Genomic DNA, 24,480 nt, shown 5'->3' with positions numbered 1-24,480 from the left:
GTGCTGCCCTCACTGGCTCCTTCCATAAGGGTAAACGAGGGCCGGGCGGGCATGGGTCAGTTGAATCGGCGGGTGAAACGCGGATTTGTGCGAGGTAATCGGCGGCAAGAAATGTGAAATTCAGGCAAGTTCCAAGGCGATCCGCAGGCAGTGATCGATCTGCTGCATCGCGACCGGGCTGAGCCGGCCGAGTGAGCGCAAGATCGTCCGCTGATTCACAGTCGCTAGGGCGTGTGGACATTCATAGGACATCGACCATGAGCGCCGCCAGCCAGACGAAGCCGGCGAAGTTTTCGAGGGTCTTTTCGTAACGTGTGGCCACGCGGCGAAACTGTTTGATGCGGTTGAAGAAGCGTTCCACCTGGTTGCGGTGTTTGTAGCGCTGCTTGTCGTAGCGCTTCCTGGTCTTGCGGTTCTTGTGGGGCTTGATGCAGGCTTTCGCCTGCAGTTTCCGGATCTGGTCTCGCGTTTCATCTCCGTCGTAGGCCGTATCTGCGATCACGTGTTCGATTTGTCCGGGTTCGAACGATTCGAGCAGCGCGCGGCCATGAGGGCCGTCTCCGTCCTGCCCGGGACTCAGGTGCATGGCCGCCAGATGTCCGTTCTTTTCCACCGCCGCGTGGATTTTGGTGTTCAGACCTCCGCGAGAGCGGCCAACGCCGCGACGGCGGTCCGCGTCTTCTTTTTTTCCTCCGCTTCGCGTCGGCCGCCAACGGCGGCCAGATGGACCTTGATCGATGTCGAATCGAGTTGCAGTTCCTCAAGATCGAGTTCGCCGAGCTCCCGGACGACGGCCTCCCAGACCCCGTTCTCGCACCAGCGATCAAACCGCCGCCAGACGGAGTTCCAGTTGCCAAAACGCTCCGGCAGATCGCGCCAGGGCACTCCCGTTTTGGCCACGTACAAAACGGCGTCCACGAACAGCCGATTGTCCTCCCCGGACCGGCCGGGATCGCCCGGCTTTCCAGGAAGCAAATTCCGGATACGATCCCATTGTTCATCCGTGAGAGCATGTCGCGGCGGCACTGCGAGGTCCTCCATGACCAGTTTCAAGCCGCAAGATCATTGCAATTCCAGGAAATCTCCGAAAGAGGAATGTCCACACGCCCTAGCACGCTGCATTTGACGGCCGACGGGCCGTGAAGGCCGGACTGTAGGCCATCCGAAGTTGCCGGATCAACCAACAATTGCGTCGCCTCATGTGCATGAGCCGTATTGCCGGTAATCATCGCGACGACCGTATTGTCGAGTCGCTGATTGTCGGCATCGTTCTGCACGACCAGCGCGGGACGAATCTTCGCGCCGCTGCCGTCAGAATACGGGAAACTGACCAGGACAATGTTGCCCCGCTGGCTCATGGCGTCTGATAGCTCTCCAGCCAGGGGTCGAGAGCGTCGTCGTCCTGCATGATCTCGTTGATCTGGGAAGCCGTCGCCTGGATCTCCTCGTCCGAACGATCTTCGACGAGCCGTCGAATCCGGGCGTAGAGGTCAGCGCGGACGACAACGAATTCCACGCCAGTCTCGGCGTCGGCGACTGTCACGGAGACGCCGTCATTGACGGCGGCAATTTACTCTGCAGTCAGAACCATGAATTCCTCCAGACGCGATTCTCCCTCCGGTGAATCCGCTTCACAAGGTCAATTGTCCCCTGTTCAGATCATTGCGTTGCCGCCGCCGGGCGGCCTCCGAAATACGCCCGACGTGCGTGAAAATCGTCGGAAGGCATTGTGCCGTTGGGTGTTGCGTTAGTCCGTGGCAATGTGGGGCTTCCCCTCTCAGCCGCGGGTTTTCGCCGATCCGTGCTTGTGGTATCATGCCGGGTTGTTTGACCGGACGGTCTGTGGCGGCCCGCGGGCGTAGAGACGGGTCGATCTTCCGGTGGCCGGGTGGCAAACCAATGACGCAGATTTCCCGAGTGCTGATTGCGGACGACAACTTGCAGAACTGCGAGTTGCTCGACGCGTATCTGGCGGATGAACCGTACGAAATCGCCATGGCCTACGATGGTCAGGAGACATTGGCCAAAGTCGCCGAGTTCCAGCCGGACCTGATCCTGCTGGACATCATGATGCCCAAGCTGAGCGGGTACGAAGTCTGCCAGCGGCTGCGGAAGGATCCCGCCACGCGGGCTATTCCCGTGCTGATGGTCACCGCGCTCAACGAAATGGGTGACATCGAGAAGGCGGTGCAGGCCGGCGCCGACGACTTTCTCACGAAGCCGGTCAATCGGCTGGAACTGCTGACCCGCGTGAAGTCGCTGCTGCGGGTCCGGCACCTGACCAACGAACGGGACCGGCTGCTGGCCTACCTCGAAGAGATCGAAGGAGCCGGGGTGAAGACGCTCGGGCTCAAATAAACACAGCCAGAAGATTGACCACGAAGCACACGAATCCACACGAATCGGAAGACTGGCCTGGAACGGCCGTGTGCGACTGGATATCGCATCGAATCGGCGATTCCGTGAGGTTTCCTGATTCCTTGGTACGGATTCGTGCCATTCGTGGTTTCCTCGGATTCATCTTCGAATTCGCAAGTTGGATTCAGGCGATGTCCTCTGCGGGCGTCGCCATTTTGCTTTTCTTGCGGGGCGGGTTTCCGCTCCGTCTGCTGGTTCTGGAAAGTGCCTCATGACTGCCGCTATGGACGTGGAAACCGGGCTGCCTGAAGAAGCGGTTCTGAAGCTGCCCGAGGTGATTCTGAAGCCGCGGAACGCCCTGCCGTTCTTCAACCACCATCCCTGGGTTTACCAGGGAGCGGTGCAGCAGGTCATCGGCGAGGCCGCTCCCGGCGCCGAGGTCCTGCTCCGGTCTGACAAGGGGCAGTTCATCGCCCGCGGCCTGTTCAATCCCTTCAGCAACATTCGCGTCCGGCTCTATTCCTGGAATGAAACGCTGCCGCTCGACGAAGCGCTCTGGTCCAGCCGGTTGGACGACGCGATCGCCCTCAGGCGGGCGCTGCATGGAGAGTTCACGCCGGATCTGGCCTGCCGGCTGGTCAACAGCGAAGGGGATCTGCTGTCGGGGCTGACGATCGACCGCTACGGCGACTGGCTGCTCGTGCAGCTCACCAGCCTGGCCCTCTACGAACGGAAGGATCTGTTCCTGAAACTGCTGCAGGAAAAACTGCAGCCGAAAGGAATCTGGCTGCGGACCGAGAAGGGGATTCGGGCCGCCGAAGGGCTGGAAGTCGCCGACGGGCTGCTGGCGGGCGAACCGCCTCCCCGGCCGCTGTTCATCTCCGAAAACGGCATCCGTTTCGGACTGGACGTCGCCGAGGGGCAGAAGACCGGCTTCTTTCTCGATCAGCGGGAAAACCGGCTGTTCTTCAGCCAGTTCGTGCGGGGCGCAAAAGTCCTCGACATGTTTTCCTACACGGGCGGCTTCGCACTCAATGCACTCGTCCACGGCGGCGCGCGCGAAGTCGTCGCGGTCGACGTCTCCGAGTCGGCCCTGCAACTGGCTCGGTCCAATGCGGACCTGAATGGCGTGGGGGACCGGCTGAAGACGCTCAAGAGCGACGGCTTTAAGGCCCTGGAAGGGATTGCGGCGACGGACGAACGCTTCGACGCAGTGATCCTCGATCCGCCGAAAATGGCCCGGCATCGGGCCGGGGTCGACGCTGCGCTGCGGGGCTACCTGAGCCTCAATCAGCTTGCGATGAACGTGATCAAGCCGGGCGGGTGGCTGCTGACCTGCAGTTGCTCGGGGCACGTCGATCAGGGCATGTTTCTGGAAGTGCTGGGGCGGGCGGCCATTCAGGCGGGCCGGCATCTGCAGTTCCTGGCCGTGCGGGGTCCGTCGTCGGACCATCCCCGTTCGGCCCATTGCCTGGAGAGCGATTATCTGAAGTGCGTCATGTGCCGGGTGGTGTAGGCTCGCAGTCAAATTAAGATTTCTCGCAGAGTGGGCAGAGGCGCAGAGAAGACACTGGAGAGAGATTCTCGCGCAACGGGGCCGCGAAGACGCAACGAAGAAATGTCGAATGACGAAGGCGGAATGTCGAAATGAGTCTAGAGTCGAGAGCCCAGGAATGTGCCCTCTTCATCCGGCGATTCGCGATCAGCGATAAGCTTCGACTTCTCTGGCTACTCGCTCTTCGCTCTTCGAAACTTGCACAACGAGAGGTGACAGAGTGGCTGGTCAATCGGAACGTCGGAAGGGGAAGGCCGGGCAGGAGGACGACGAGCTCGATCCGAATTTCGTGCTGCGCGCTCGCAGGCAGGAGCAGCTCCTGATCGATCTGCTCCCCGAACTGGCCGGCGAGCGCGTGATCTGCAATACCGTCGGCCGCGCCCAGTTCGCCGAGACGTACGCCCGGTTGCGCCCGGCGGCCACCGTGCGCTGCCTGTTTCTGGATCTCTACCAGCGCAATCTGGCGGCCGATGCGATCTTCCGGGATCTGCACGTCCCCTATGAAGACGACGATGGGGACGATGACACGCTCTACGGGGCGGCCGATCCGATTGAGCCGGTCGTCGAGTCTTCCGCGGAGGAACCCGATGAAGTCTGGACGCCGCCGCTGGCGAACCTGTTCCTCGATTGCGAGCCGGATTTTCCGGACGAGGAAGTCGATCTGGCGGCGCTGGCGTTCGGGCGGTTCGGCGAGGCCGAACTGACGCGCGATCTGCTGCAGCAGGCTCACCGGCGGTTGGCGGTGGGGGGGCGGCTGGTGGCGTCGACCGACCACGACGACGATCAATGGCTGCACGCCGAACTGAAACGGCTGTTTCCCAAAGTGACCCGTCGGCCAATCCGGAAGAAGGGCACGCTTTATCTGGCGACGCGCGTCGACGAGCCGGTGAAGTACAAGTCGTTCGACTGCGAATTCGCTTTCCGCGACCAGGGCCGGCTCATCAAGGCGTTCAGCCGGCCGTCGGTCTTCAGTCACCGCCGGATCGACACCGGCGCCCGGGCGCTGATCAACGCCATGGAAATCCGGCCCCGCATGAAGGTGCTGGATATCGGCTGTGGAGCGGGAGTCGTCGGCATCGCGGCGGCTCTGCGGGCTGAAAACGTGGACGTGACCGCCGTGGACTGCAATCCGCGGGCGGTGCAGAGCGCCGAACGGGGCGCGGCGGCTAACGGGGTCAGCGATCGTTTCGAAGGTCTGCTGGACGCCGACGGCAGTCACCTGGAAGCCAACTGGTTCGACCTGTCGCTGGCGAATCCGCCGTACTTTTCGAACTGGCGGATCGCGGAGCACTTCCTGCAGGCGTCGCTCTGGGGGCTGAAGCCGCTCGGAGAAATCCTGGTTGTGACCAAGACGCCGCACTGGTTCGCCGAGCGGATGCCGCAGCTCTTCACGCACGTCGAGGGAGAGCAGGTCAAGGACTACTGGTTGATTCGAGGGCAAAAGCCGGCGGACACGCGCGTCCGCCAGCCGGACGGAACGGTGGATCCACGCGTTTCCCCCGACCCTTGAACCTCTCGGGCGGGAGTGCTACAACTTGGGATTCTGGCAACGACCGCCAGGATGTGGACATAACTGCACGCCAGACAATAGAGTCGTGGGAGCGAGACTGGAATGGGCGTTAAGAAGACCGGACGGGGCCGACGGAAAATCGGGCGGAAGAAGCGAAAGATGCGATCCAAGATCCGCCATCGCAAGTAACCGCCGTCCGGCTCTGGTCGTTCTGGTTCTTCGACATTTCGATGTTCGAATCCGGTTCGGTGACCACGACTCGCTGGACTGGTGAGAGCAGATCACGGGGAATCGCAGCTCAGGCGGCGGTTCCCCGCGTCGTTTGCTGCGCGCACTTCGGGTGGGCGTTCCGCGGGATCGCACTTCGCGGGTTCTTCATGAAGTCGTGCGTCGGCGCCCCTCCGGCTTGACAGCGCCGATCCATCAAGTGATGCTAATGTGTGATGCCGGAACTCCGTTCCGCCACACGTTTTTCCCGCCCGCGCCTGGTCTCCCTCCTCCCGCCGGTCCGCCTCCTCGTTGCTGGAACCCGCCATGCGTCGACTCCTTGCCGTCTTTGCGTCGTGTCTGCTCGCCGTCCTGGCCGCGCAGCCGGTTCAGGCCCAGGACGATCTGGAAGCGAAAATCTCCGCCCAGCGGGCTGCCGCCGACGAAGCCGGCGCTCGGAAGGCGGCCGGTCAGCCGGCCTTGGACGCAGCTCGCGAAAAGGCAAGACAGCTCGCGCAGACCGTCACCGATCTCAAGCTGGCCTTCTCGAAAGCCGAGGTCGTCGCCAAGGATCTCGAAGGAAAGCTGCCCGGCCTGAAAGACGCGGCGACCAAGGCCGCCGAAGCGAAAACCGCCGCCGAAACCGAATCGGCCGCCGCTGCGAAAGCGGCCGAAGAAGCCAAGGGCAAAGACAACGAAAAGGAACTGGCGGACAAGGCCAAAGCCGCCGCCGACAAGTTAGCTGCTGCGGCCAAGGCCGCGGAAGATGCTCAGAAAGCCGCGACGGACGCCGAAGCTCAGCTCGCCAGCAGCAAAGCGATCGTGGCGGCTCATCCCGAGAAACTGAAAGCCGCCGAGGCCGAAGTGGCCGCTCATGTTGCTCCGCTGCAGCAGGCCGAGGAGGCTTTTGCGGCCTTGACGGCCGAGCACATTGCCCGCCAGCGCGATCTGGAACTGACGTTGATCGGTGCGGGGCGGCTGGTCTCGTTCGCCAATCAGGTGGCTCCGATCTTTTCCCAGCGCTGCGTCGCCTGCCACAACGCCCGGACGGCGAAAGGGCGGTTTAATATGGAGAACTACGCGAACGTCATGAAGGGGGGCGAATCGGGGGATGCCGTGGTTGTCGGCAAGCCCGACGATTCACTGGTCTTCTCGATGTGTGCCGATGGGTCGATGCCCAAGGACGCCGATCCGCTGACTCCCGAGCAAACCGCGTTGATTAAGAAGTGGATTGAGACCGGCGCGACGCTGGACGCGGGGCTGAGCCCCTCGGCGATGCTGATCACGATCATTCCGAAGCCCGTGCAGCCGAACCCGCCTGAAAGTTACCGCGTGCCGGTCCCGATCATGGCAGTGGCCTTCAGCCCGGACGGAAATCTGGTCGCCAGTTCGGGTTACCGCGAAGTCATTCTGTGGAACGCGGCCGACGGGGCGCTCGTCCGGCGGATCACGAATCTGGCCGAACGTCCGCACGACATTCGATTTACGGCCGACGGCGCGCAGATCGCAGTTGCCGCTGGCACGCCCGGTCAGCTCGGTGAAGTGAAGTTGTTCAATGTCGCTGACGGAGCCTTGCTGGCTGACTTCTTCACGACCGACGACGAAGTCTTTGCCTGTGCGTTCAGCCCGGATGGAACACGACTGGCCGCGGCCTGCGCCGACCGATCTGTCCGAGTGTTCGACGTGGCGACGCGAAAGCAACAGCTCCAGGTCGAAGACCACGCCGACTGGGTGATGGACGTTGCCTGGTCGCCGGACGGCAAGCTGCTGGCGACAGCCAGCCGGGACAAGACCTCCAAAGTCTTCAACAGCACGACAGGGGAAAGCCAGACGACGTTCAACACGCATCAGCAGCCGGTTTTCGGCGTGGCTTTCTCACCCGACGGAGCACAAGTCGCAACCAGCGGCCGGGACAACCGGATCCGGACCTGGAACCCGGCCGATGGCAAGCAGGTTCGCGAAATCGGCGGCTTCGGCGGTGAAGTCTTCCGGATCGTGGTCCAGCCCGACGGGACGATCTTCAGCGGCTGCTCTGACAAGCAGGTCAGACTGCACAAGCTGGCCGACGGAGCCGTGGTGCGGGCCTTTCCGGGGCATACCGACTGGGTCTATTCGGTCTCCGCCCACCCGGCGAGCAAGCGAGTCGTCAGCGGCAGCCACGACGGAGAGATCCGGATCTGGAACATTGAGGACGGCAAGGGAATCGTGACGTTCCTGGCCGCTCCGGGCTACAAGACGCCGGTGGCGGCCAAGTAGGCGGAAGAAGTGGCGAGTGGGTAGTGGCTGGTGAGGAGTCGGGCCAGCCGTGTCCGACCGTGCCGGCTTATGATCTGGTCAGCAGGGCCAGGGTCAGCATGACTCCGTTGAACAGGCTGTGGGTGGCGACGACGGCCAGGTAGCTGTGGTGGCGGTCGAAGAGCCAGCCGAGAATCAGGGCCAGCGGGAGCAGGGGCAGGCTGTCGCGCCAGCCGTGGATCAGGGCGAACAGGGCGGCGGTCAGCAGGATCGCCGGCCAGCGGGCCAGCCGGCTGCGGAGCCAGCCCTGCAGGATCACTCGGAACAGCAGTTCCTCGGAGAGCGGGGCGATCACGCAGACCGTAAAGAGCATCAGTAGCAGCACTTCCAGCGGCGGCTGACTGGCCAGCAGTTGCAGAAACGAGTGCTGCGTCTCCTGGGAACGCCAGGCGGCTGTCGCTGCGAGCGAGACCGTCACCGGGCCGATCGCCAGCAGCAGTCCGAAGACGCCCAGCGCCAGTTGCCGCGGCCACTGGCGGAGAGAAATGCCGAACGGAACAAGGCCGCGAGCTTCTGTGGCATGCAGCAGCATCAGCAGGAAAGCGATCAGCCCCGCGCCGATGGCGGCATTGGCGGCAACGTCCCCGGCGGTGGCCGGAGGCCGATCGGGTTGAGAATTCGCAAAAATGGCTCCCGCGGCGGTCATCGCCAGCCAGGCCGCTGTGATCGCCAGCGGCCAGAGAGACCAGACAGGTGGGGATTCAGGGGTTGCGTTGTCAGCGGGCTCCGTCTGCGTGCCGCCGGCAATCAGCCAGCTCCAGGCCATGACGCTCCCTCCCAGCAGGGTGGTGACGAGGAGAACGGCGGGCATCATGGACGGCGCATCGGCGAATAATACGGGCACGCAAGTTCCTTCCGGGGGCGGGACCGATTCTATCCGGCCCGGCGTCATTCCGGCTGCGCCGCCGGGAGGTTAAGATGCTGGACAGCGGAAAGCCGGGAAGCTCGGAGCTTAAAGCCAGAGTGGTCCGAACGGTTATCGCTTATCGCTTATCGCTTATCGCTTATCGCTTATCGCTTATCGCTTATCGCTTATCGCTTATCGCTTATCGCTTATCGCTTATCGCCGGACAGAAGAGCCGATGACCGTTGCCGCTGATAACGTCCTTGCCCGGATCGTGGCTCATAAACTGACCGAAGTCGCGGCTGCGAAGTCGGCCCGGCCGGTTGATGAACTGAAGCGGCAGATTGCTGCTGCGCCCCGCGTGCGGGACTTTGTCGCCGCGCTGCGGGCGGCGCCGACAATCGGGCTGATTGCGGAAGTCAAAAAGGCGTCTCCCTCGGCGGGGATCATCCGGGCCGATTTTGATCCGGTGCAGATCGCCCGTGCCTATGAGGCGGCCGGGGCGTCCTGCCTGAGCGTGCTGACCGACGAGAAATTCTTTCAGGGGCATCTGGATTTTCTGCGGGCTGTCCGACAGGCGGTGGGGATTCCGGTGCTGCGGAAGGATTTTCTGATCGATCCGTACCAGGTGCTGGAGGCTCGGGCGGCGGGGGCCGATGCGGTTCTGCTGATCGCCGAGTGCCTCGACGACCGGCAGTTGCGCGAGCTGTATGAGGCGACGACCGCACTGGGGATGACGGCCCTGATCGAGATCTACGATCCTCAAAATCTGGACCGCGTGCTGCCGCTCAATCCGCCGCTGGTGGGAGTCAACAACCGGGATCTCCGGTCGTTTGTGACCGATCTGGATCAGACGCTGCGGATTCAGCCTCGCGTGCCGGTTGGAACGCTGCTGGTCAGCGAGAGCGGCATCAAGACCCGGGGCGATGTCGAGCGACTGCGGTCGCACGGCGTCGGGGCGATCCTGGTGGGTGAGACGCTGATGCGGTCGGCGGATATCGGGGCGGCGGTTCGGGAGCTCATTGGGTAAGCACAAAATCCGAAATCCGAAATCCAAAAAAGCACGAAATTCACAACTCAAGATTCGAAACGGGGATCGGATTGCCGATTGCCTGAGGGAAACTGGTTCATGACGACTCCTCCACCTGTCGAGCACGTGCTGTGCGTGCCGACGCCTCTGTTTCACGGCATCGGGCACTTTCAGGGTTTCACGCCGGATGTGGACCGGTATCTGAAGGTGCTGCTGGATCCGGCGCATACGCTGTTTCTGCCGCGTTCGTCGGCGGAAGACGATCCGACGCACAAGCAGCTCATTCCGTACTGCCTGTTTCGTTGCAACGGGGAGATTCTGAGCTACCGTCGCGGCAAGGCGGGCGGGGAAGGGCGGCTGCATAGCAAGCGGTCGGTGGGGATTGGCGGGCATATTTCGTCGACCGACCGGCTGACCGGCGATCGGCGATATCTGGAGGCGATGCATCGTGAAATTGACGAGGAGATCTTTCTGGACTCGGCGTTTCACGACGAGTGCGTGGGCCTGATTAACGACGATGAGTCGCCGGTCGGTCGGGTGCATCTGGGGATTGTTCACATTTTTGATCTGGAGTCGGCCAAAGTTCGCCCGCGGGAAGAGTCGATTCTAGAGACTGAGTTTGCCCCGCCCGAAAAGTTGCTGGCCGAGCTGGACCAGTTCGAAACCTGGTCGCAAATCTGCCTGCAGCACCTGTTCGGCGGGAAATCGTGAGGATATGGGGCTGTCGTCGCAAGGATGTCGCGGCGAGAGCCTGCGGGAAGTGATGCGCGTCGCGTTCGAAGCATGGACGCCGCGGTCCGACCCTGTTGTCAGAATTCGGTTCCGCGGAATTTCGGCTCCGGCTGGGTCCGACAAAGGAGTGTCGAGCGATGGCGAATCAAGTGAGTCGGCGGGCGGTCATGGGTGCAGCGCTGGCGGCAGTGAGCGCCCCGGCCGTGCTGGGCGTCGCCCAGGCTCAGGACAAGAAGGGGCAGCTCAGCGACGAGTCGCTGGGGACGCTGCTCAAATCGATGGGGATCGACGCCAAGCTGAACGAGAAGCGTTACGACTTCGTCTTCAAGTCCACCGTCGAGAACGACGAGTGGAACCTGTCGATGTCTGCCGTGTTGAGTGCGGACGGAACGTCGGTCTGGATCATGGCCTGGCTGGATGAGCTGCCCAAGTCGGCGGCCGACGTGCCGCGGACGGCGTTGCTGCGGATCCTGTCGGACAACGATAAGCTGGGCAAAGGAAAGTTCTTCGCCTGGATTCCGGCCAATCGCCGGTTCGTGCTGCAGCGAGTCATCCTGAATGAGGGGCTCACGGCCAAGACGATGCGCGAGGCGCTCGATGATCTGGGAGGGAGCGTCGTGCTGACCTATCCGCACTGGTCAGTGGCCAACTGGAATGCTCCGAGCACGGACCCCGCGCCTGCAGCGAGTACGGCTGGCGCTCCGGTGCGGGGCAGTTCCCCGCAGTCGGGGGCCGCTCCCCGGCAGGCGGTCAGCGACGACAAGCTGCAGAACGGCTCGTCGCGTCGCTGAGTCCGGCAGGACTCGGTGCTAAGGCAAAAAACAAAGGCCGCGGAGACAAGTTCTCCGCGGCCTTTTGTGATTGATGCCATACCCGTTGGGCGACTGGTTATCGTGGTTTTCGCTCGACTTCCCGATCCCTGCGGGTCATTTCGTCGAGCACAATGGGGTGGAGGCCGTCGTTGCGTTGTTCGGCCGGCAGGTAATGCTGCCGAGCCCAGGTCCGGAGTCGCATTTCCTCGACAGGGTCGACGGCTTGAGAGTAAGGCTGCTCCAGCATCATGGCGTTCACGATCTCTCCTCCACCGCAACGGGCACCGAATTGACAAAGAGCCAGACCGGGTATTCCGACCCGCTCTGATCGTCATCCTACCCGCGGGGAGTGGATTCTCAAGAAAATTCCCCATTTCCTAAGGCATTTTCAGCGGCCGCCGAACAGCGGGCCGGGCCAGAAATCGGTCTACGCAAAGGAGTGGGTTCAGGCAGAATTCCGGCATCGTCGTGTTTGTACAGGTTCTGCGAAACATGTGGCGGACTGGCTGCAAGTCCAGATCGGTCGGAGGCGGATTTCACAACAGATCAACAAATGTTTGAGTGATGCTGGTCGATGTGGTATCTTGCGGGCCTTCCGCGCGCGTCGTTCCCTGCCAGCTTCCTGCCCGAGAGGAGATCCGGATCTCCATGCGCTGCCTGCCGATCCTGATCGTTGTCGCCGGTCTGGCCTCTCCGTGGAACGCGGCTGCCGGCGATCTCCTGCCGGCCGATTCGACTGTCGAGGGAGCGATTGATCATTACATCCGGGCGACGCTGGTTGAGCGGCAACTCGCCGCGGCTCCGCGGGCCGATGGTCAGACGTTGTTGCGCCGCTGGTCGCTCGATCTGGCGGGGCGGGTGCCGACGCTGGCCGAGTCTGAAGCGTTTCAGGCTCTGTCTCCCTCGGAACGACCGGTCGCCACGGTCGACCGGCTGCTGGCCAGCCCCGATGCGGCATTTCACCTGCGGAACGAACTGGATGTGCTGCTGCTGCCGGATGGGAAAAGTTCCGACGAATGGCGGCAGTATCTGTTGCGGGCGTGTCAGGAGAACCGGCCGTGGGACCGGATGTTTTCCGAAATGCTCATCGGCAAGGAAGACGACCCGGCCGTCCGCGGAGCGACGCAGTACCTGCGGTCGCGGGCGACGGAGCTGGATGACGTCACCAACGAAACCAGCCGGCTGTTTTTCGGAGTGGCGATCAGTTGCGCCAAGTGTCACGACCATCCTCTCGTGGACGACTGGAAGCAGGATCATTATTTCGGCCTGGCGTCGTTCTTCAACCGTCTGTACGTAACTCGTTCCCGGCATGTGGGCGAGCGGGCGAGCGGCGACGTGAAGTTCAAAACGACGGCCGGGCTGGAGAAGCCGGCGAAGGTGATGTTCCTGACCGGGACGGTCGTCGATGAGCCGGCGCTGGACCGGACGGCCGAGCAGAACAAGGCGGAGGACGAGCTCGTCCGCAACCTGCAGCAGAAAGACGACCAGGGGTTGCCGCCGGAACCGGAGTTCAGCCGGCTGCGTCAGCTCGTGGACGTGGCCTTGCGCGATGAGAATCAGCGGTTCTTCGCCCGGTCGATCGTGAACCGGATCTGGGATCGCCTGATGGGGCGGGGGCTGGTGCATCCGGTGGACCAGATGCATTCCGAGAACCCGGCGTCGCATCCTGAACTGCTGGACTGGCTCGAACGAGATCTGGTGACGCATGGGTATGACCTCCGCCGGCTGATTCGCGGGATTGTCCTCAGCGAGGCATATGCCCGTGAGAGTGTCTGGCAGGGCGAAGGAGATGCTCCCGATCCGGAGTGGTTCGCAGTCGCCGCAACCCGGCCGCTGACGCCTCGGCAGTTATCGCTGTCGCTGCAGATCGCCGCGATGAATCCGCGCGACGTCGCGGGAGCGCAGGCTGACCCCACTTGGGGGCCGCGCCGGCAACAGCTTGAAAACCAATCCTTCGGGCTGGCCCGGGAACTGGAGCTGCCAGGGGAGAATTTTCAGGTGGGGGTCTCCGAGGCGCTCCTGTTTACGAACAGCCAACGGATTCAAAACGAGTACTTGCGCGACAGCGGCGACCGGCTGGTTTCTCAACTGAAGGGACTGCCGCCGGGTGAGTCTGTTCCTCTGGCGTTTCGCGTGGTGCTGGCCCGGCAGCCCGACGCCGCCGAGCAGGCGGCCTTTGCGCAGTATCTGCATGACCGTGCGGACCGACCGGTCCCTGCGACGCAGCAACTGGTCTGGGCGCTGCTGACGAGTCCCGAGTTCCGTTTCAATCACTGATTTCTGATTCCACGCAGGCACGAGGTCTGGCATGGCACGAAACTGGTTCTGCGGTTCGAACGACCATCGCGTCAGCCGTCGAGGATTCCTGGGAACCGCCGCGACGGCGTCGGCCCTCGGTGCGGCGGACATGACAACGCTCGACCTGCTGCAGTCGCCCGCCCTCGCGGCGGAGGTAAAGCAGCAGCAGAAGCACGTGATTCTGCTCTGGCTGGCCGGCGGGCCCAGTCAGCTCGAAACGTGGGATCCGAAGCCGGGCCGGCCGACGGGGGGACCGTTTCGAGCGATTCCGACCAATGTGCCGGGCGTGCAGATTTCCGAGCTGATGCCGAAGCTGGCGCAGCGGATGCAGCACACGGCGGTGATCCGTTCGCTCAACACCCGGAACGCCGATCACGGCGGCGGGGCGGCGATGATGGAGACTGGTCGCGCGGTTGAGCAGGGGCTGCCGTATCCGGATCTGGGAGCGATGATCGCCAACGAACTGGGGCGGGCGGACAGCCAGGTGCCGGACTACGTGTCGATGTATACGTCGACCGAAGGCCGGCGGAAGGGGACGTCCGGCTTCCTGGGCTCGCGTTACGCTCCGATGTTCCTGACCGAGCAGATGGTGCCGGAGAACATCCGCAAGCTGGAACAGCTCAGCGAACTGGATCACGTCCAGCGGTCGGACCTGCGGGCGTTTCTGGCGAACCGGTTCGTCGAGGGACGGAACAGTTCATCTGTCAGCAGCCACAACCAGGCGTATCAGCGCGTGCGGGGCATCATGGCCAGCGAGAAGCTGTTCGATATCGAGCAGGAACCGCTGGAGATGCGGGCCAAATACGGACCCACCCAGTTCGGCGAGCAGTGCCTGATCGCCCGCCGGCTGGTCCAAGCGGGTGTGCCGTTCGTAAAAGTGGCCCGCGCGTGGTGGGACAGCCACGGTCAGAACTTCGAGACGCATCTGGAACTGGTGACCGAGCTGGATCACGTGATGTCGACGCTGATCGACGACCTGCAGGATCGCGGGCTGCTGGAACATACTCTGATCATCACACTGGGAGAATTCGGCCGGACGCCGGGGATCAATTCGAGCCTCGGCCGGGACCACTTCGCCAGCGCGTGGAGCAGTTCGCTGACCGGCTGCGGGGTGAAGGGGGGAGCGGTCTACGGCAAGACCGATGCGGACGGTCAGACGGTGATCGACGGGGAGATCAAGGCGGGCGAGCTGTTTGCGACGATCTTCGAGGCGGTGGGGATCGACTCGAAGAAGGAATACCAGATCGGCGCCCGGCCAGTGCCGATTGTGGATTTCGGGGCGAAGCCGATCCGGGAAGTTCTGGCGTGAAGTGAAGACAAAAGAAGTTTTACCGCGGAGCGGCTGTGTTGTTGGTCAAGGCGGATTTGTGAGATTTACGCATTTTGGAGTCCGTGGTTCCAGGGGGTGTTGGCCTTGATCATCGCGTTGAGGATGGTCAGGAGTTTGCGGATGCAGGCGGTGAGGCAGACCTTGCTTGGCTTACCGGCGTCTTTGAGTCTGCGATAGAACGGTCTGATGACGGGGTTGCAGCGTGAGGCGGTGAGTGCCGCCATGTAGAGAGCGGAACGGACGGAGGCTCTGCCGCCGCGGATGGATCTGAGTTTGGAGGACTTGCCGCTGTCGCGGTTGTAGGGGGCGACGCCGACGAGTGCTCCGACCTGCTGGCGGTTGGCGTCGCCGAGTTCGGGGAGTTCTCCGAGGAGCACGGCGGCTGTCCGTTTGGCGATGCCTGGGACGGAGGTCATGAGTTCGACGCGGCGTTTGGCATCGGGGTCGGAGTCGCAGAGATCGTCGATCTGTTTTTCGATGGCGGTGATGCGTATTTTGAGCATGTTTCGGGTTTGCTCGATGTCGTCTTTGACGGCCTTGTCGCGAGCGGCTTCGAAGTGATTGGACTCCTGGACGTGGAGGTCGACGAGCTGCCGTCGGCGAGTGACGAGTGCGTGGAGTTTGAGCTGGAAATCGGAGGGTTTTTCGGTGATCTGGAGTTCGGCGACCTTGGAGTAACGAACGAGGACGCGTGCGTCGATGGCGTCGGTTTTGGCGATCCATCCGGCCCCTGTGGCAAAGGCGCGGACGCGGATGGGGGGCACGACGGCGACGTGATACCCGTGATCGTTGAGACAGAGGAAGGCGTCGAAGTGATAGGTGCCGGTGGCCTCCATGACGACCTGGCAGCGGTCGGGTGGGGGGAGCTGCTTGAGGAGTTTCAGGAAGCCCTTGAGGTCGTTGTCGACGGCCAGGAGGGAAGAGGAGTCGGACATGGCGACATCGAGTCGTGCCTTGGAGACGTCGATGCCGATGTGGATGCGGGGGTCGATGGCGTGTTCCCAATCTCGTAAATGCGAGCTCGGAGAGTTTCGAGAACGCTTCCGGCTCAAACGGCTGTTCGGGCTGGTACGACCATGCCGACGACGATCCAGCTCCGCGGCGGGCTCTGAGGCCCCAGACGCGATCGATCTGTCGCCGGCCGCGGCGGGGGCCGCTTCGTCGCTACGCTCCGAAGCGGCCCCCGCCGCGTGTCCCATGACACCACATGGGGTAGATGGATTCAACATACGAGACGCGGAGGACGCGGAGAAAAAATCAGGAGAGTGAAAAGTGAGTATTGAGTAGTGATGAGTGCAAAGTGACGGAGAACGTGCTTCACAACCGGGCAGCGACTCCTTCATTTTGCACTACTCACTCACCACTACTCACTTCTCACTTTCCGGATCTTCTCGGTCTTCGCCTTCTCCGCGTCCTCCGCGTCTCCGCGGTAAAGTTCCTCCGGATTCCTTGAATACTAATCCGCGAACGGAGGCTGGTGATGGTTGGTGAGCCTGCGAAGCTGAAGTCTGTTCGGGATCTGAGCGCCAAGGGGATCTTTCTGTCGCTGGCGCGCGTGCCGCAGACGGAGACGGTGATTGTCGGTTGCTCTGATGCGCTGCTCTACGAGTACGACCTGGCGGCGGAGAAGCCGGAGCCGGTGGCGTATCCCGAGGGGAGTCACGAGAGCTATGTGACTGGCGTGGCGGTGGCGGGGCCGGTAGTGGTTTCCGGCGCCTATGACGGAAAGCTGGTCTGGTGGGACCGGGCCGAGCGAAGGGCGATTCGCAGCGTGGCGGCGCACGAGAAATGGATTCGCAAGGTCATCGCCAGCCCGGACGGCCGGTGGATTGCGAGCGTCGCCGATGACATGCAGTGCAAGCTGTGGGATGCTGCGACCGGAGAACTGCTGCTGACGGTCAGCGACCATGCGAAAGAGACGCCGAACCATTATCCGTCGATGCTGTATGCCGTGGCGTTTTCGCCGGACGGGACGCGGCTGGCGACGGGGGACAAAGTCGGGCACGTGGCGGTCTGGAGTCTGCCGGAGGGCCGGAAGCTGACCACGCTCGAGTGTCCCGGGATGTATACGTGGGATCCGAAGCAGCGGCGGCACTCGATTGGCGGAATTCGGAGCCTGGCGTTTTCGACGTCAGGCCAGTTGATGGCGGTGGGCGGGGTCGGTCACATCGGGAACATCGATCACCTCGACGGGGCGGCCCGGGTCGAGGTCTTCGAGTGGGCCACCGGCGAACGGCGTCACGAACTGGCCGACAGCAAGCACAAGGGGCTGGTCGAACAGATTCTGTTTTCGCCGGACGACGCCTGGTTCCTGACCGCGGGGGGCGACAATGCAGGCTTCCTGACGTTTTACAGCACGCAGGAGGGGAAGATCCTGCACCAGGACAAGGCGCATCAGCACATCCACGCGGCGGCGCTCAACGAGGCCGGCGACCGCGTGTCTACGGCGCATCATGGGCGGGTGGTGAGCTGGTCTTTGTAGAAGATTTCACGCAAAGACGCGGAGAAGAAATGTCGGATGTCGAAGGCGGAATGTCGAAACGGCATTGAGGACAGTACTTTTCTGGCGATCGGCGATTCGCGATCAGCTCTCTTTGCGTGCGGCTGGTCGCTGGGACTTGGCGAAAGCGTCCGGTAAACTTTGGGGACTTCACTCTTTGAGGGGTTCCCATGCTGTGCTCGTTCGTGTTGAAAACTCTTGGCGGTCTGGTGCTGGCCGCCTTGCTGCTGCCTGCTGACATCCAGGCTGCTGATGCTCGCGATCGGCATGTGGTGCTGATCAGCGTGGATGGTCTGCCGGCGTATCTGCTGGACGATCCGAGTGCGCCCCTGCCGAACATCCGGCGGCTGGCGGAGCTCGGGGTGGCGGCGGAGGGGATGACGGTCTCGAACCCGTCGGTCACCTGGCCGAATCACACGTCGCTCGTAACGGGAGTCCGACCCGAGAAGCACGGCGTGCTGTTCAACGGCGTGCTGGAAAAGGCGGGGCCGGGGCTGCCGATCAAGGTGAATCCGCGGAAGGACAAGGCGGATCTGGTTCACGTTTCCACGCTCTACGATGTGCTCGCGGAGCGAGGTCTGACGACGGGGGAGATCAACTGGCCCTGCACGCGCGGTTCGAAGACGCTCGTCGCCAGTTTTCCGGACGTTCCCGAGACGTTCGAACATACGACGCCGGCGTTTGTCGAGAGTTTGAAGCGGGCGGGAATTGTGTCGGATGCGTCGATCAAGGAGTTCGGCAAGCTGAGTCCGTCGGCGCGGGATCTGCTCTGGACGAGGGCGGCCTGTCATCTGATCGCCGACCAGAAGCCGAACTTCGTCCTCGTGCACCTGCTCAACGTCGATGCCGTGCACCACAAGTACGGCCCGAAGACGTTCGCCGGCTATTCAGCGGTCGCCTATGCCGATGCCTGCGTGGGGGAGATTCTGGAAGCGATTGAGGCCGCGGGCCTTCGCGAGACGACGACGGTGATGATCGTGGCGGATCACGGTTTTCAGGCAATTCCGAAGACAATCCAGCCGAACGTGCTGCTGCGACAGGCGGGGCTGCTGACCGTGGAGAATAACCAGGTGGCGACGGCGCGGGCGCACGTGTTTCCCGAGGGAGGCATCGGCATGCTTTACCTGACGACGCCCGACAAGGGGACCGATCGCGAAAAGGTGCTGGAACTGTTCCGCGACAAGGAAGGGGTCGCCGACGTGCTGACGCCGGTCGACTTCGGCAAGTACGGACTGCCGCAGCCGGATCAGTATGAGCAGATGGCGGACCTGATCATCGTCGCCAAGGACGGTTACGGCGTGGGGGGCGGGGCAACGGGAGACGATTTTGTCGTGAAGAGCGAGGCCACGCTGGGAACGCACGGCTTTCTGTCGACGAATCCGCTGATGAACGCGGTGTTCATTGCCGCCGGGGCGGGGGTGAAGCCGGGGACGAAGTTGCCGGTGATTGAGAACATCGACGTGGCTCCGACAGTGGCGAAGCTGCTGGGCGTCGATCTGCCAAACGCGGATGGCCAGGTGCTGCTGAAGGCGAATGGAAGTCCGGCGAAGTAGACGGTTTTCGGGTGAAGTCGGGTGGCCGGGGCAGGACCGAAGGGATGCCCCGGTTCATTGCGCACCGGGGCATCGCGAGGACGCTCCTGCCCCGGCCACCCGGACCATGCCGGCGTTGAAGTGAGACTCGGTCACAGGGAAGAGGGGGCCATGGCCGGTAAGTTTGTGGCGTTCGACATCGAGACGGCGAAGATCGTTCCTGGAGATGACTTCAACTGGCAGCCGCATCGGCCGCTGGGGATTGCGTGCATTGCTTCGTTCTCGGACGAAGAGGCGGAGCCGCGGATCTGGCTGACGCGGGATGCGGATGGGAAGCCAGCGGGACAGATGTCGGCGGCAGACGTCGCGGCGTTCGTCGACTTTCTGGTGGATGCGGCGGGGCAGGGGGCTGCGCCCCTTTCCTGGAACGGGCTGGCGTTTGATTTCGACATCCTGGCGGAAGAGTCGCGGCGGCTGGACGACTGCCGGAAGCTGGCGCTCGGTCATGTCGACATGATGTTTCAGGTCGTGTGCGAGAAGGGTTTTCCGGTGTCGCTGCAGAGTGCGGCATCGGGTCTGGGCGTTTCCGGGAAGCTCAAAGGAATCGCGGGCGTAGACGCTCCGGTGCTGTGGGCGCAGGGGAAGCACGACAAGGTGATCGAATACGTGGCTCAGGACGTGCGGACGACGCTGGCGGTGGCCTTGGAGGCGGAACGTCGGAAGGCGTTCGCGTGGACGACGCGGAAGGGGACGGTCGGCACGATGCCGCTAAAGCGGGGCTGGCTTTCTGTTGAGGATGCTCTCAAGCTGCCGCTGCCGGACACGTCGTGGATGAGCAGTCCGCCGGTGCGGGAGGAGTTTCTGGCGTGGCTGGGGGAGTGAGCGTTTCAGTCGCTTATGCCGAGTCGTGGATCTCAAGACTCCAATCCAAGGTCTCTGGCGAGGTTCGCCCGGAACTCCTTCTGCCGATAGTTATCGATTAGCAGGGGCCACAGTGCCTGCGGCTGATCATCATCGGATTTCGGTGTTGATCCAAAACTTGCGGCAGAAGCGAACTCTTCGAACGACTCAATCTGCGCCCTGTCGTCGAGAGTCAGCTCGTAATAGCCCTTGCTGAGAAGCAGCGATTTCACGAGGAGCGGAAACGCGATTGTTGCGAGGAACAAGTGCTCGCGTGGCGTCCATCGCATAGTTTGTGTTGGGGATAAATTGCCGTGAGCAAAATCGCCTCGGATGCGATAGAACTCATGAGACCATTCATATCTTACTGAATGGTCTGTGTTCGAGTCAGATTTGAAGCGAGCCGTTCCCTTCGCCATTCGAGGGCGTGGCGGGGTGAAATGTCGTTCGAACTTGGGAGCAACATCATCAGCTTTGGACTTTGCACCAAGAATGCGTTGCAATGCTGCGCAAAGCAGAACCCATGCAACGTGATCGCGAAACTTGGGGTCATCGGTGCATGATTGGTTGAAGCAGTCGATGGCTTCCTGCCAGCGCCGGAAGTCTTGCTCAGGCGGGGCTCCGCGGGCGCGTTTAATCCCCGACACGACGTCGCCATCCAGCGAGATCCTTTGCACGGTGTGACAGTTAATCGGAATCGACAAAACCGTGTCGAGCATGCTTCTGCCGCTCCATGTGTCGTCGTCCCTTCGATGGACCTGCAAACAAGTGACGTCAGAGGTCAAGTCGAATTTCTGCAGCACCAAGCTGAAATTGTCGCTATTGCAGTAGTCGAGCTGGAGTCCGAAGTAGTCTCGCCTCGCGAGAGCCGAGAAACAGGCCCAAGACACGAAGTCGGCAGCGGAGTCGAGCTCCTCTGGGGTCAAATCGGCGACAGCGCTTTTGCCGACGAATTGGAGCAGGGCGGCTTTGCGAATCGGCTCTCCCTTGATGTTCCTGTAGCTTCCCAGGATTTCGTTGATTTTCGCGTTGATAGTGCCGTCAAGTTCGGCAATCGGTTGTTGCCGGTCGAACGGGAGAATTCGGATGTCCCCGACCGTGTATTCCTGGTCAATGGGGCACCACGGCATGAAGAGGAGCATCGGCACTGGGGCGTCTCGTCATCGGGATTGCAGTTGGCAATTTTCGAGAACGTTCCGGACGACGATTGCGGGCCGGAGTTTCCCGGCCCCTCCCGAGGCGAATGGAAACTGCACGACGACAACGTCTCCTCGTTTCATGATGGCTGCCGATAGCTCTGATAGCTTTCCAGAGCCGGATCGTCCGCGTCATCTTCCGCCATCAGGCGATCGACCAACGGGTAAGCTTCTCGCGGCGAGAACTCCGAATCGTCGTAGAGCAGGCCTTTCATTCCCGTAAAGACGTCGGCCCTTACGAGCACGCACTCCGGGCCGATTTCCGGGTCGTTGACGGTAATGGGCTCGCCGCTGCGGACCGCTTGCAGTTGTTCTCGCGTCAGTTGCATCGTGGCCTCCTGTGGAAATTGTCGCACGGGACGGCTGTGCAGGCAAGTGCGGTCTCGGTACCGACGAATCTGCGGCAGGACCAGGTCGAGACAACTATGCCGCGGCGGCGTCGGCCGTCCCCTCGGTGTCCTCGCTCGCCGGCTCCGCGCTCGGGCGGGGTTTGCGGAGTGAATTGGCCATGGGGAGGGCGTCGAGGCTGCGGAGGCCGAAGAGTTCGAGGAACTGGCGGGTGGTTTCGTAGAGGAAGGGGCGGCCGAGGGAGTTGTCTTCGCCGCCGATGCGGACGAGCCCGCGGTCCATGAGCTGCTTGATCATGTCGACGCACTGCACGCCGCGAATGCCTTCGATCTCGGCCCGCGTGAGGGGCTGGCGGTAGGCGATGATGGCCAGGGTTTCCAGAGCCGGGGGCGTCAGCTTCAATTCCGCCTGGCGCTGGTGGAGCTTTCCCAGCCAGAAGGCGTACTGGGGGCGGGTCAGGAGCTGGTAGCCGGCGGCGACGCTTTCGATCCGGAAGGCGCTGCCCACGCGGTCGTAGGCGCGGTTGAGCTGGTCGAGGATCTGCCGGGCTTCCTGCGGATCGGCCAGCGTGGCGAGCTGCATGATCCGGCGGAGAGACAGGGCGGTTTGCGAGACGAACAGAATCGCTTCGACGCGGGCCATGCGCGGGGCGCGGATGCATTCAGGATGGGCGCCGCCCAGCGTGAAGGCGACCGGGCGTTCCTCGCGGCGGAGCCGGAACAGCCAGTGCCGGCCGTCGGGATTCGCGTTCGCCGGTCGGTGCGATGAGTCGTTCCGTGCCAGCCGATGCTGAGCGAACATGGCGGCGGGGCCCTGTGATCGATGCTCTCTCCTTTATCGGAGAGAACGGGAGCACTGGCGGGCGAGCCGCCAGTGGCACATCCGGGGAATGAATTACGGAGTTGGCGTTTCGGTCGGGCGGAGGCGGCGGGCCTCGACCTGAGCGAGCACTTTTTCGACGGCCTTCAGCGGCTCGGAGGCTTCCGCTTCGAAGCGGTAGGAGACCTGCGGGTTCTCAGGAGGCGAATACGAACACATGAAAAAGAACTGGTTCCGATCGATCCCGCGCTCCAGGCGGAAGTTGTCGATTTCGAGTTCGTCGAGCCGCTTCACGGCGTCCTGCCAGGTGAGCGAGGGAGTTGCGACCGTCAGGGTGCGCGGCGGGCGAGCGCCGCGTTGACCGGTCGATTCGAAGCCGATCTGCTCGACGTCGGTCTGGGTCGGGCGTTCGTACTTGGGGGGGCCCGCGAACTCTCCCGGCACGGAGTAGCCGATCTGCTGCACGGCGCCGTCCTGGGTGGCGGGCCAGGCGGGGGGCTGTCCGGGATCCTGGCCGAGCGGGAGCCGGCGGGGCGGAGCCGAGGGAGGGATGACCGCGGCTGTGCGGTCAAAGCCTTCGTAGTTGCCGGCGCTGGCTTCGGGGTTCGGGTGGGTTCGTTCGGCGGCTTCCGAGCGGGTGCGTCCCGGCCAGGGGATGTTGCGTTCGAGATTCGATTGGCGCGGATTGTTGGAGAAGTCGAGACCCGTCTGGGTGACCAGTTCCTGAGCGCCTGCGGCGTTACCAAAGGCCGGGGCGGCGCCGCGGCGATCGGCGGGGGCTTCGCGCCAGGCTTCGTCGCCCAGAGGCGAGGCCACCGCCGGTGCGAAACTGGGGATCCCGAAGATGGCGAGCATCGGGACGGCGAGAATGGGAATCAGCAGGAGCAGCGTCGTCAAACCGGAACGCATGGGCTGCCGAACCTCCGTGTTGGCAGTCTTGCTCCCCGATGGCCCGCTCAGACCTCCATGTCTGTTGCCGCCTGGCCGCCGGGGCTGTTCCCGGCTGTCCGGAGCGGCAGGAACTGCCGACGGCGGAAGGCCGGGACGCGGAATTTAGGAGACGTCCCGGATTTCGACAACCCGAGTTTTGTAAGTTTCTCTGCGATGCGTGTCGGCTGATGCGATTTGTCAGAAGTGGCACGCAAGTGGCGAAGCGTCCTGCCGGGCGCGGGAGGCACAGTCCGCACATCCGCTTTTCCCGTCATGGTCTCCCAACGGACGGGCCGATAAAGACGAGAGAAATACGGGCCCGGCATGACGCCGTAGGATATTCAGAAAACGGATGGCTGGCCGACAGCTCCATCCGGCGTCGCGATGGTTGCTCAAGGAGGGGTGGCGGAATGCGGACCGGAAACTGGCAGAATCGATTGCTCAGTGCAGGGCTGATCGCTCTGGGGATGGCGTCTCAGTCGGCGCTGGTCGTGGCGGGCGGGATGACGAAGGAAGAGAAGTGGGCGGATCGCGCCACCGATCCCCCGGGGACGCGACAGGTCTACAAGTACGGTAAGCTGTGGCCCCCTCAGCCTCGTCCGACCGGGCGCGAGCAGAGCTGGAAGCACAAGTACCATCACGCTCACTACTGGCCGTACCCCTACAACGACATGGACCGGCAGATCGTCCGGGACACGCTGGCCCAGCAGACGGCGGGGGGCTGGGTGCTGGCGACTACGCTGCACGACTACCACTTCAATGCCGAGACCAACGAGCTGAATTCGGCGGGGCGGTCGCATCTGTATTGGATCATGACCAGCGTCCCTGCGCAGTTTCGCACGGTGTTCGTTGCGCACGGGTTGTCGCCGGAGGTGGATGATGTCCGTGTGGCGACCGTGGACAAATCCGCCCGCGAGTTCGGCGACCAGGTTCCGCCGGTCGTGATGCGGCACTCGTTCCCGTCCGGACGTCCGGCCGACGAAGCGGACACGATCCGGCGTCTGGAGCTGCAGTCGTGGCCGGCGCAGCGGATCTTCACGATCAGTCCCGATACTGCGGGGACCGGCAGCAGCTCCGGCAGCAGCGGCGGCGTTGGAATGTCCAACTAACCGGAGTCAGCGGGCGATCCCGATGGATGTCCGGCGGCGCTGGTCCGTACGACGAGCGACGACTGGCCCGATTGGACGGGATATTGCGTTCATGATCGTCGGGGCGTTCCCAGCCATGTCCGGGGGCGTCCCGACGTTCGCATTGATGGTCGTTTGTCGGCGAACGATGGGAGAA

Annotated in this window: 24 protein-coding genes; 13 read left to right on the top strand and 11 right to left on the bottom strand. The window is 62.9% G+C overall.

All coding sequences use genetic code 11. The features are described 5' to 3' along the window. Nucleotides 1-241: 241 nt before the first annotated feature. Genes SH412_RS17160 through SH412_RS17145 form a run of 4 tightly spaced genes read right to left on the bottom strand, consistent with a single transcriptional unit; the run spans nucleotide 242 to nucleotide 1,543 of the window. Nucleotides 242-739, bottom strand: a complete 498-nt coding sequence (locus tag SH412_RS17160; RefSeq protein WP_336524152.1) for an IS5 family transposase — start codon at nucleotides 737-739, stop codon at nucleotides 242-244. Then, complete coding sequence (locus tag SH412_RS17155; protein ID WP_336518887.1) at nucleotides 634-1,041, bottom strand: IS5 family transposase; 408 nt, start codon at nucleotides 1,039-1,041, stop codon at nucleotides 634-636. The genes SH412_RS17160 and SH412_RS17155 overlap by 106 nt, the downstream gene beginning before the upstream one ends. Before the next feature lie 8 nt (nucleotides 1,042-1,049). Then, complete coding sequence (locus tag SH412_RS17150) at nucleotides 1,050-1,358, bottom strand: type II toxin-antitoxin system PemK/MazF family toxin (RefSeq protein ID WP_336519242.1); 309 nt, start codon at nucleotides 1,356-1,358, stop codon at nucleotides 1,050-1,052. Further along, complete coding sequence (locus SH412_RS17145; protein WP_336519241.1) at nucleotides 1,355-1,543, bottom strand: hypothetical protein; 189 nt, start codon at nucleotides 1,541-1,543, stop codon at nucleotides 1,355-1,357. The genes SH412_RS17150 and SH412_RS17145 overlap by 4 nt, the downstream gene beginning before the upstream one ends. Before the next feature lie 356 nt (nucleotides 1,544-1,899). Here SH412_RS17145 and SH412_RS17140 point away from each other — a divergent pair, with 356 nt between their 5' ends. The 4 genes from SH412_RS17140 (at nucleotide 1,900) to SH412_RS17125 (ending at nucleotide 7,886) form a co-directional block, all read left to right on the top strand. Further along, nucleotides 1,900-2,358: a response regulator gene (locus SH412_RS17140; RefSeq protein ID WP_336519240.1), complete on the top strand. Its 459-nt coding sequence runs from the start codon at nucleotides 1,900-1,902 to the stop codon at nucleotides 2,356-2,358. Between the two features lie 271 nt (nucleotides 2,359-2,629). After that, nucleotides 2,630-3,874 (top strand): class I SAM-dependent rRNA methyltransferase, encoded by a 1,245-nt coding sequence (locus SH412_RS17135; protein WP_336519239.1) that lies wholly within the window; start codon nucleotides 2,630-2,632, stop codon nucleotides 3,872-3,874. Between the two features lie 259 nt (nucleotides 3,875-4,133). Then, the gene (locus tag SH412_RS17130; protein ID WP_336519238.1) at nucleotides 4,134-5,423 is read left to right on the top strand and encodes a methyltransferase; all 1,290 of its coding nucleotides are present in this window, start codon (nucleotides 4,134-4,136) and stop codon (nucleotides 5,421-5,423) included. A gap of 534 nt (nucleotides 5,424-5,957) precedes the next feature. Further along, nucleotides 5,958-7,886 carry a WD40 domain-containing protein gene (locus SH412_RS17125; protein ID WP_336519237.1) on the top strand — a complete coding sequence of 643 codons (1,929 nt, stop codon included), beginning with the start codon at nucleotides 5,958-5,960 and terminating at the stop codon, nucleotides 7,884-7,886. Between the two features lie 67 nt (nucleotides 7,887-7,953). On the opposite strand, the gene SH412_RS17120 is transcribed toward SH412_RS17125, so the two are convergent. Further along, the gene (locus tag SH412_RS17120) at nucleotides 7,954-8,769 is read right to left on the bottom strand and encodes a type II CAAX endopeptidase family protein (RefSeq protein ID WP_336519236.1); all 816 of its coding nucleotides are present in this window, start codon (nucleotides 8,767-8,769) and stop codon (nucleotides 7,954-7,956) included. A 238-nt stretch (nucleotides 8,770-9,007) separates the two neighbouring features. On the opposite strand from SH412_RS17120, the gene trpC reads away from it, so the two are divergent. From trpC to SH412_RS17105, 3 genes are all read left to right on the top strand, one after another. Then, nucleotides 9,008-9,799: an indole-3-glycerol phosphate synthase TrpC gene (trpC, locus tag SH412_RS17115; RefSeq protein ID WP_336519235.1), complete on the top strand. Its 792-nt coding sequence runs from the start codon at nucleotides 9,008-9,010 to the stop codon at nucleotides 9,797-9,799. 99 nt (nucleotides 9,800-9,898) lie between these two features. Continuing rightward, complete coding sequence (locus SH412_RS17110) at nucleotides 9,899-10,510, top strand: phosphoesterase (RefSeq protein WP_336519234.1); 612 nt, start codon at nucleotides 9,899-9,901, stop codon at nucleotides 10,508-10,510. Between the two features lie 158 nt (nucleotides 10,511-10,668). After that, on the top strand, nucleotides 10,669-11,322 hold the full coding sequence (locus SH412_RS17105) for a hypothetical protein (protein WP_336519233.1): 654 nt from the start codon (nucleotides 10,669-10,671) through the stop codon (nucleotides 11,320-11,322). Nucleotides 11,323-11,419: 97 nt separating this feature from the next. Here the strand turns inward: SH412_RS17105 and SH412_RS17100 are convergent, their stop codons facing one another. Then, complete coding sequence (locus SH412_RS17100) at nucleotides 11,420-11,602, bottom strand: hypothetical protein (protein WP_336524191.1); 183 nt, start codon at nucleotides 11,600-11,602, stop codon at nucleotides 11,420-11,422. A 389-nt stretch (nucleotides 11,603-11,991) separates the two neighbouring features. On the opposite strand from SH412_RS17100, the gene SH412_RS17095 reads away from it, so the two are divergent. Further along, a complete protein-coding gene (locus tag SH412_RS17095) occupies nucleotides 11,992-13,620 on the top strand; it encodes a DUF1549 domain-containing protein (RefSeq protein WP_336519232.1) in 1,629 nt (542 codons plus the stop codon). 31 nt (nucleotides 13,621-13,651) lie between these two features. Further along, entirely contained in the window at nucleotides 13,652-14,950 is a 1,299-nt protein-coding gene (locus SH412_RS17090) for a DUF1501 domain-containing protein (RefSeq protein WP_336519231.1), read from the top strand. A 65-nt stretch (nucleotides 14,951-15,015) separates the two neighbouring features. On the opposite strand, the gene SH412_RS17085 is transcribed toward SH412_RS17090, so the two are convergent. Next, the gene (locus SH412_RS17085) at nucleotides 15,016-16,170 is read right to left on the bottom strand and encodes an IS110 family RNA-guided transposase (RefSeq protein WP_336519230.1); all 1,155 of its coding nucleotides are present in this window, start codon (nucleotides 16,168-16,170) and stop codon (nucleotides 15,016-15,018) included. 281 nt (nucleotides 16,171-16,451) lie between these two features. On the opposite strand from SH412_RS17085, the gene SH412_RS17080 reads away from it, so the two are divergent. From SH412_RS17080 to SH412_RS17070, 3 genes are all read left to right on the top strand, one after another. Continuing rightward, nucleotides 16,452-17,453, top strand: coding sequence for a WD40 repeat domain-containing protein (locus SH412_RS17080; RefSeq protein ID WP_336519229.1), 1,002 nt, complete (start codon nucleotides 16,452-16,454; stop codon nucleotides 17,451-17,453). 188 nt (nucleotides 17,454-17,641) lie between these two features. Continuing rightward, nucleotides 17,642-19,024 carry an alkaline phosphatase family protein gene (locus SH412_RS17075; RefSeq protein WP_336519228.1) on the top strand — a complete coding sequence of 461 codons (1,383 nt, stop codon included), beginning with the start codon at nucleotides 17,642-17,644 and terminating at the stop codon, nucleotides 19,022-19,024. A 150-nt stretch (nucleotides 19,025-19,174) separates the two neighbouring features. Continuing rightward, entirely contained in the window at nucleotides 19,175-19,885 is a 711-nt protein-coding gene (locus SH412_RS17070; protein ID WP_336519227.1) for a ribonuclease H-like domain-containing protein, read from the top strand. 32 nt (nucleotides 19,886-19,917) lie between these two features. Here the strand turns inward: SH412_RS17070 and SH412_RS17065 are convergent, their stop codons facing one another. The 4 genes from SH412_RS17065 to SH412_RS17050 form a co-directional block, all read right to left on the bottom strand. Next, entirely contained in the window at nucleotides 19,918-21,051 is a 1,134-nt protein-coding gene (locus SH412_RS17065) for a hypothetical protein (protein WP_336519226.1), read from the bottom strand. A gap of 128 nt (nucleotides 21,052-21,179) precedes the next feature. After that, nucleotides 21,180-21,428, bottom strand: coding sequence for a hypothetical protein (locus tag SH412_RS17060; protein WP_336519225.1), 249 nt, complete (start codon nucleotides 21,426-21,428; stop codon nucleotides 21,180-21,182). Between the two features lie 94 nt (nucleotides 21,429-21,522). Continuing rightward, complete coding sequence (gene scpB / locus SH412_RS17055; protein WP_336519224.1) at nucleotides 21,523-22,248, bottom strand: SMC-Scp complex subunit ScpB; 726 nt, start codon at nucleotides 22,246-22,248, stop codon at nucleotides 21,523-21,525. A 93-nt stretch (nucleotides 22,249-22,341) separates the two neighbouring features. Continuing rightward, nucleotides 22,342-23,175 carry a hypothetical protein gene (locus SH412_RS17050; protein ID WP_336519223.1) on the bottom strand — a complete coding sequence of 278 codons (834 nt, stop codon included), beginning with the start codon at nucleotides 23,173-23,175 and terminating at the stop codon, nucleotides 22,342-22,344. Between the two features lie 431 nt (nucleotides 23,176-23,606). Here SH412_RS17050 and SH412_RS17045 point away from each other — a divergent pair, with 431 nt between their 5' ends. Beyond that, complete coding sequence (locus SH412_RS17045) at nucleotides 23,607-24,305, top strand: hypothetical protein (RefSeq protein ID WP_336519222.1); 699 nt, start codon at nucleotides 23,607-23,609, stop codon at nucleotides 24,303-24,305. Nucleotides 24,306-24,480 lie beyond the last annotated feature (175 nt).

Source organism: Planctellipticum variicoloris (genome assembly GCF_030622045.1).
GTDB classification, from domain to species: Bacteria; Planctomycetota; Planctomycetia; order Planctomycetales; family Planctomycetaceae; genus Planctellipticum; species Planctellipticum variicoloris.
Note: the sequence above shows the minus strand (reverse complement) of the source record. Positions and strands in the feature narration are given on the sequence as shown.

Coding starts and splice junctions, on each gene's coding strand:
- SH412_RS17155 (WP_336518887.1), bottom strand. CDS start 1,041: ATGGAGGACCTCGCAGTGCCGCCGCGACATGCTCTCACGGATGAACAA.
- SH412_RS17150 (WP_336519242.1), bottom strand. CDS start 1,358: ATGAGCCAGCGGGGCAACATTGTCCTGGTCAGTTTCCCGTATTCTGAC.
- SH412_RS17140 (WP_336519240.1), top strand. CDS start 1,900: ATGACGCAGATTTCCCGAGTGCTGATTGCGGACGACAACTTGCAGAAC.
- SH412_RS17135 (WP_336519239.1), top strand. CDS start 2,630: ATGACTGCCGCTATGGACGTGGAAACCGGGCTGCCTGAAGAAGCGGTT.
- SH412_RS17125 (WP_336519237.1), top strand. CDS start 5,958: ATGCGTCGACTCCTTGCCGTCTTTGCGTCGTGTCTGCTCGCCGTCCTG.
- trpC (WP_336519235.1), top strand. CDS start 9,008: ATGACCGTTGCCGCTGATAACGTCCTTGCCCGGATCGTGGCTCATAAA.
- SH412_RS17110 (WP_336519234.1), top strand. CDS start 9,899: ATGACGACTCCTCCACCTGTCGAGCACGTGCTGTGCGTGCCGACGCCT.
- SH412_RS17105 (WP_336519233.1), top strand. CDS start 10,669: ATGGCGAATCAAGTGAGTCGGCGGGCGGTCATGGGTGCAGCGCTGGCG.
- SH412_RS17095 (WP_336519232.1), top strand. CDS start 11,992: ATGCGCTGCCTGCCGATCCTGATCGTTGTCGCCGGTCTGGCCTCTCCG.
- SH412_RS17090 (WP_336519231.1), top strand. CDS start 13,652: ATGGCACGAAACTGGTTCTGCGGTTCGAACGACCATCGCGTCAGCCGT.
- SH412_RS17085 (WP_336519230.1), bottom strand. CDS start 16,170: ATGGGACACGCGGCGGGGGCCGCTTCGGAGCGTAGCGACGAAGCGGCC.
- SH412_RS17080 (WP_336519229.1), top strand. CDS start 16,452: ATGGTTGGTGAGCCTGCGAAGCTGAAGTCTGTTCGGGATCTGAGCGCC.
- SH412_RS17075 (WP_336519228.1), top strand. CDS start 17,642: ATGCTGTGCTCGTTCGTGTTGAAAACTCTTGGCGGTCTGGTGCTGGCC.
- SH412_RS17070 (WP_336519227.1), top strand. CDS start 19,175: ATGGCCGGTAAGTTTGTGGCGTTCGACATCGAGACGGCGAAGATCGTT.
- SH412_RS17060 (WP_336519225.1), bottom strand. CDS start 21,428: ATGCAACTGACGCGAGAACAACTGCAAGCGGTCCGCAGCGGCGAGCCC.
- scpB (WP_336519224.1), bottom strand. CDS start 22,248: ATGTTCGCTCAGCATCGGCTGGCACGGAACGACTCATCGCACCGACCG.
- SH412_RS17050 (WP_336519223.1), bottom strand. CDS start 23,175: ATGCGTTCCGGTTTGACGACGCTGCTCCTGCTGATTCCCATTCTCGCC.
- SH412_RS17045 (WP_336519222.1), top strand. CDS start 23,607: ATGCGGACCGGAAACTGGCAGAATCGATTGCTCAGTGCAGGGCTGATC.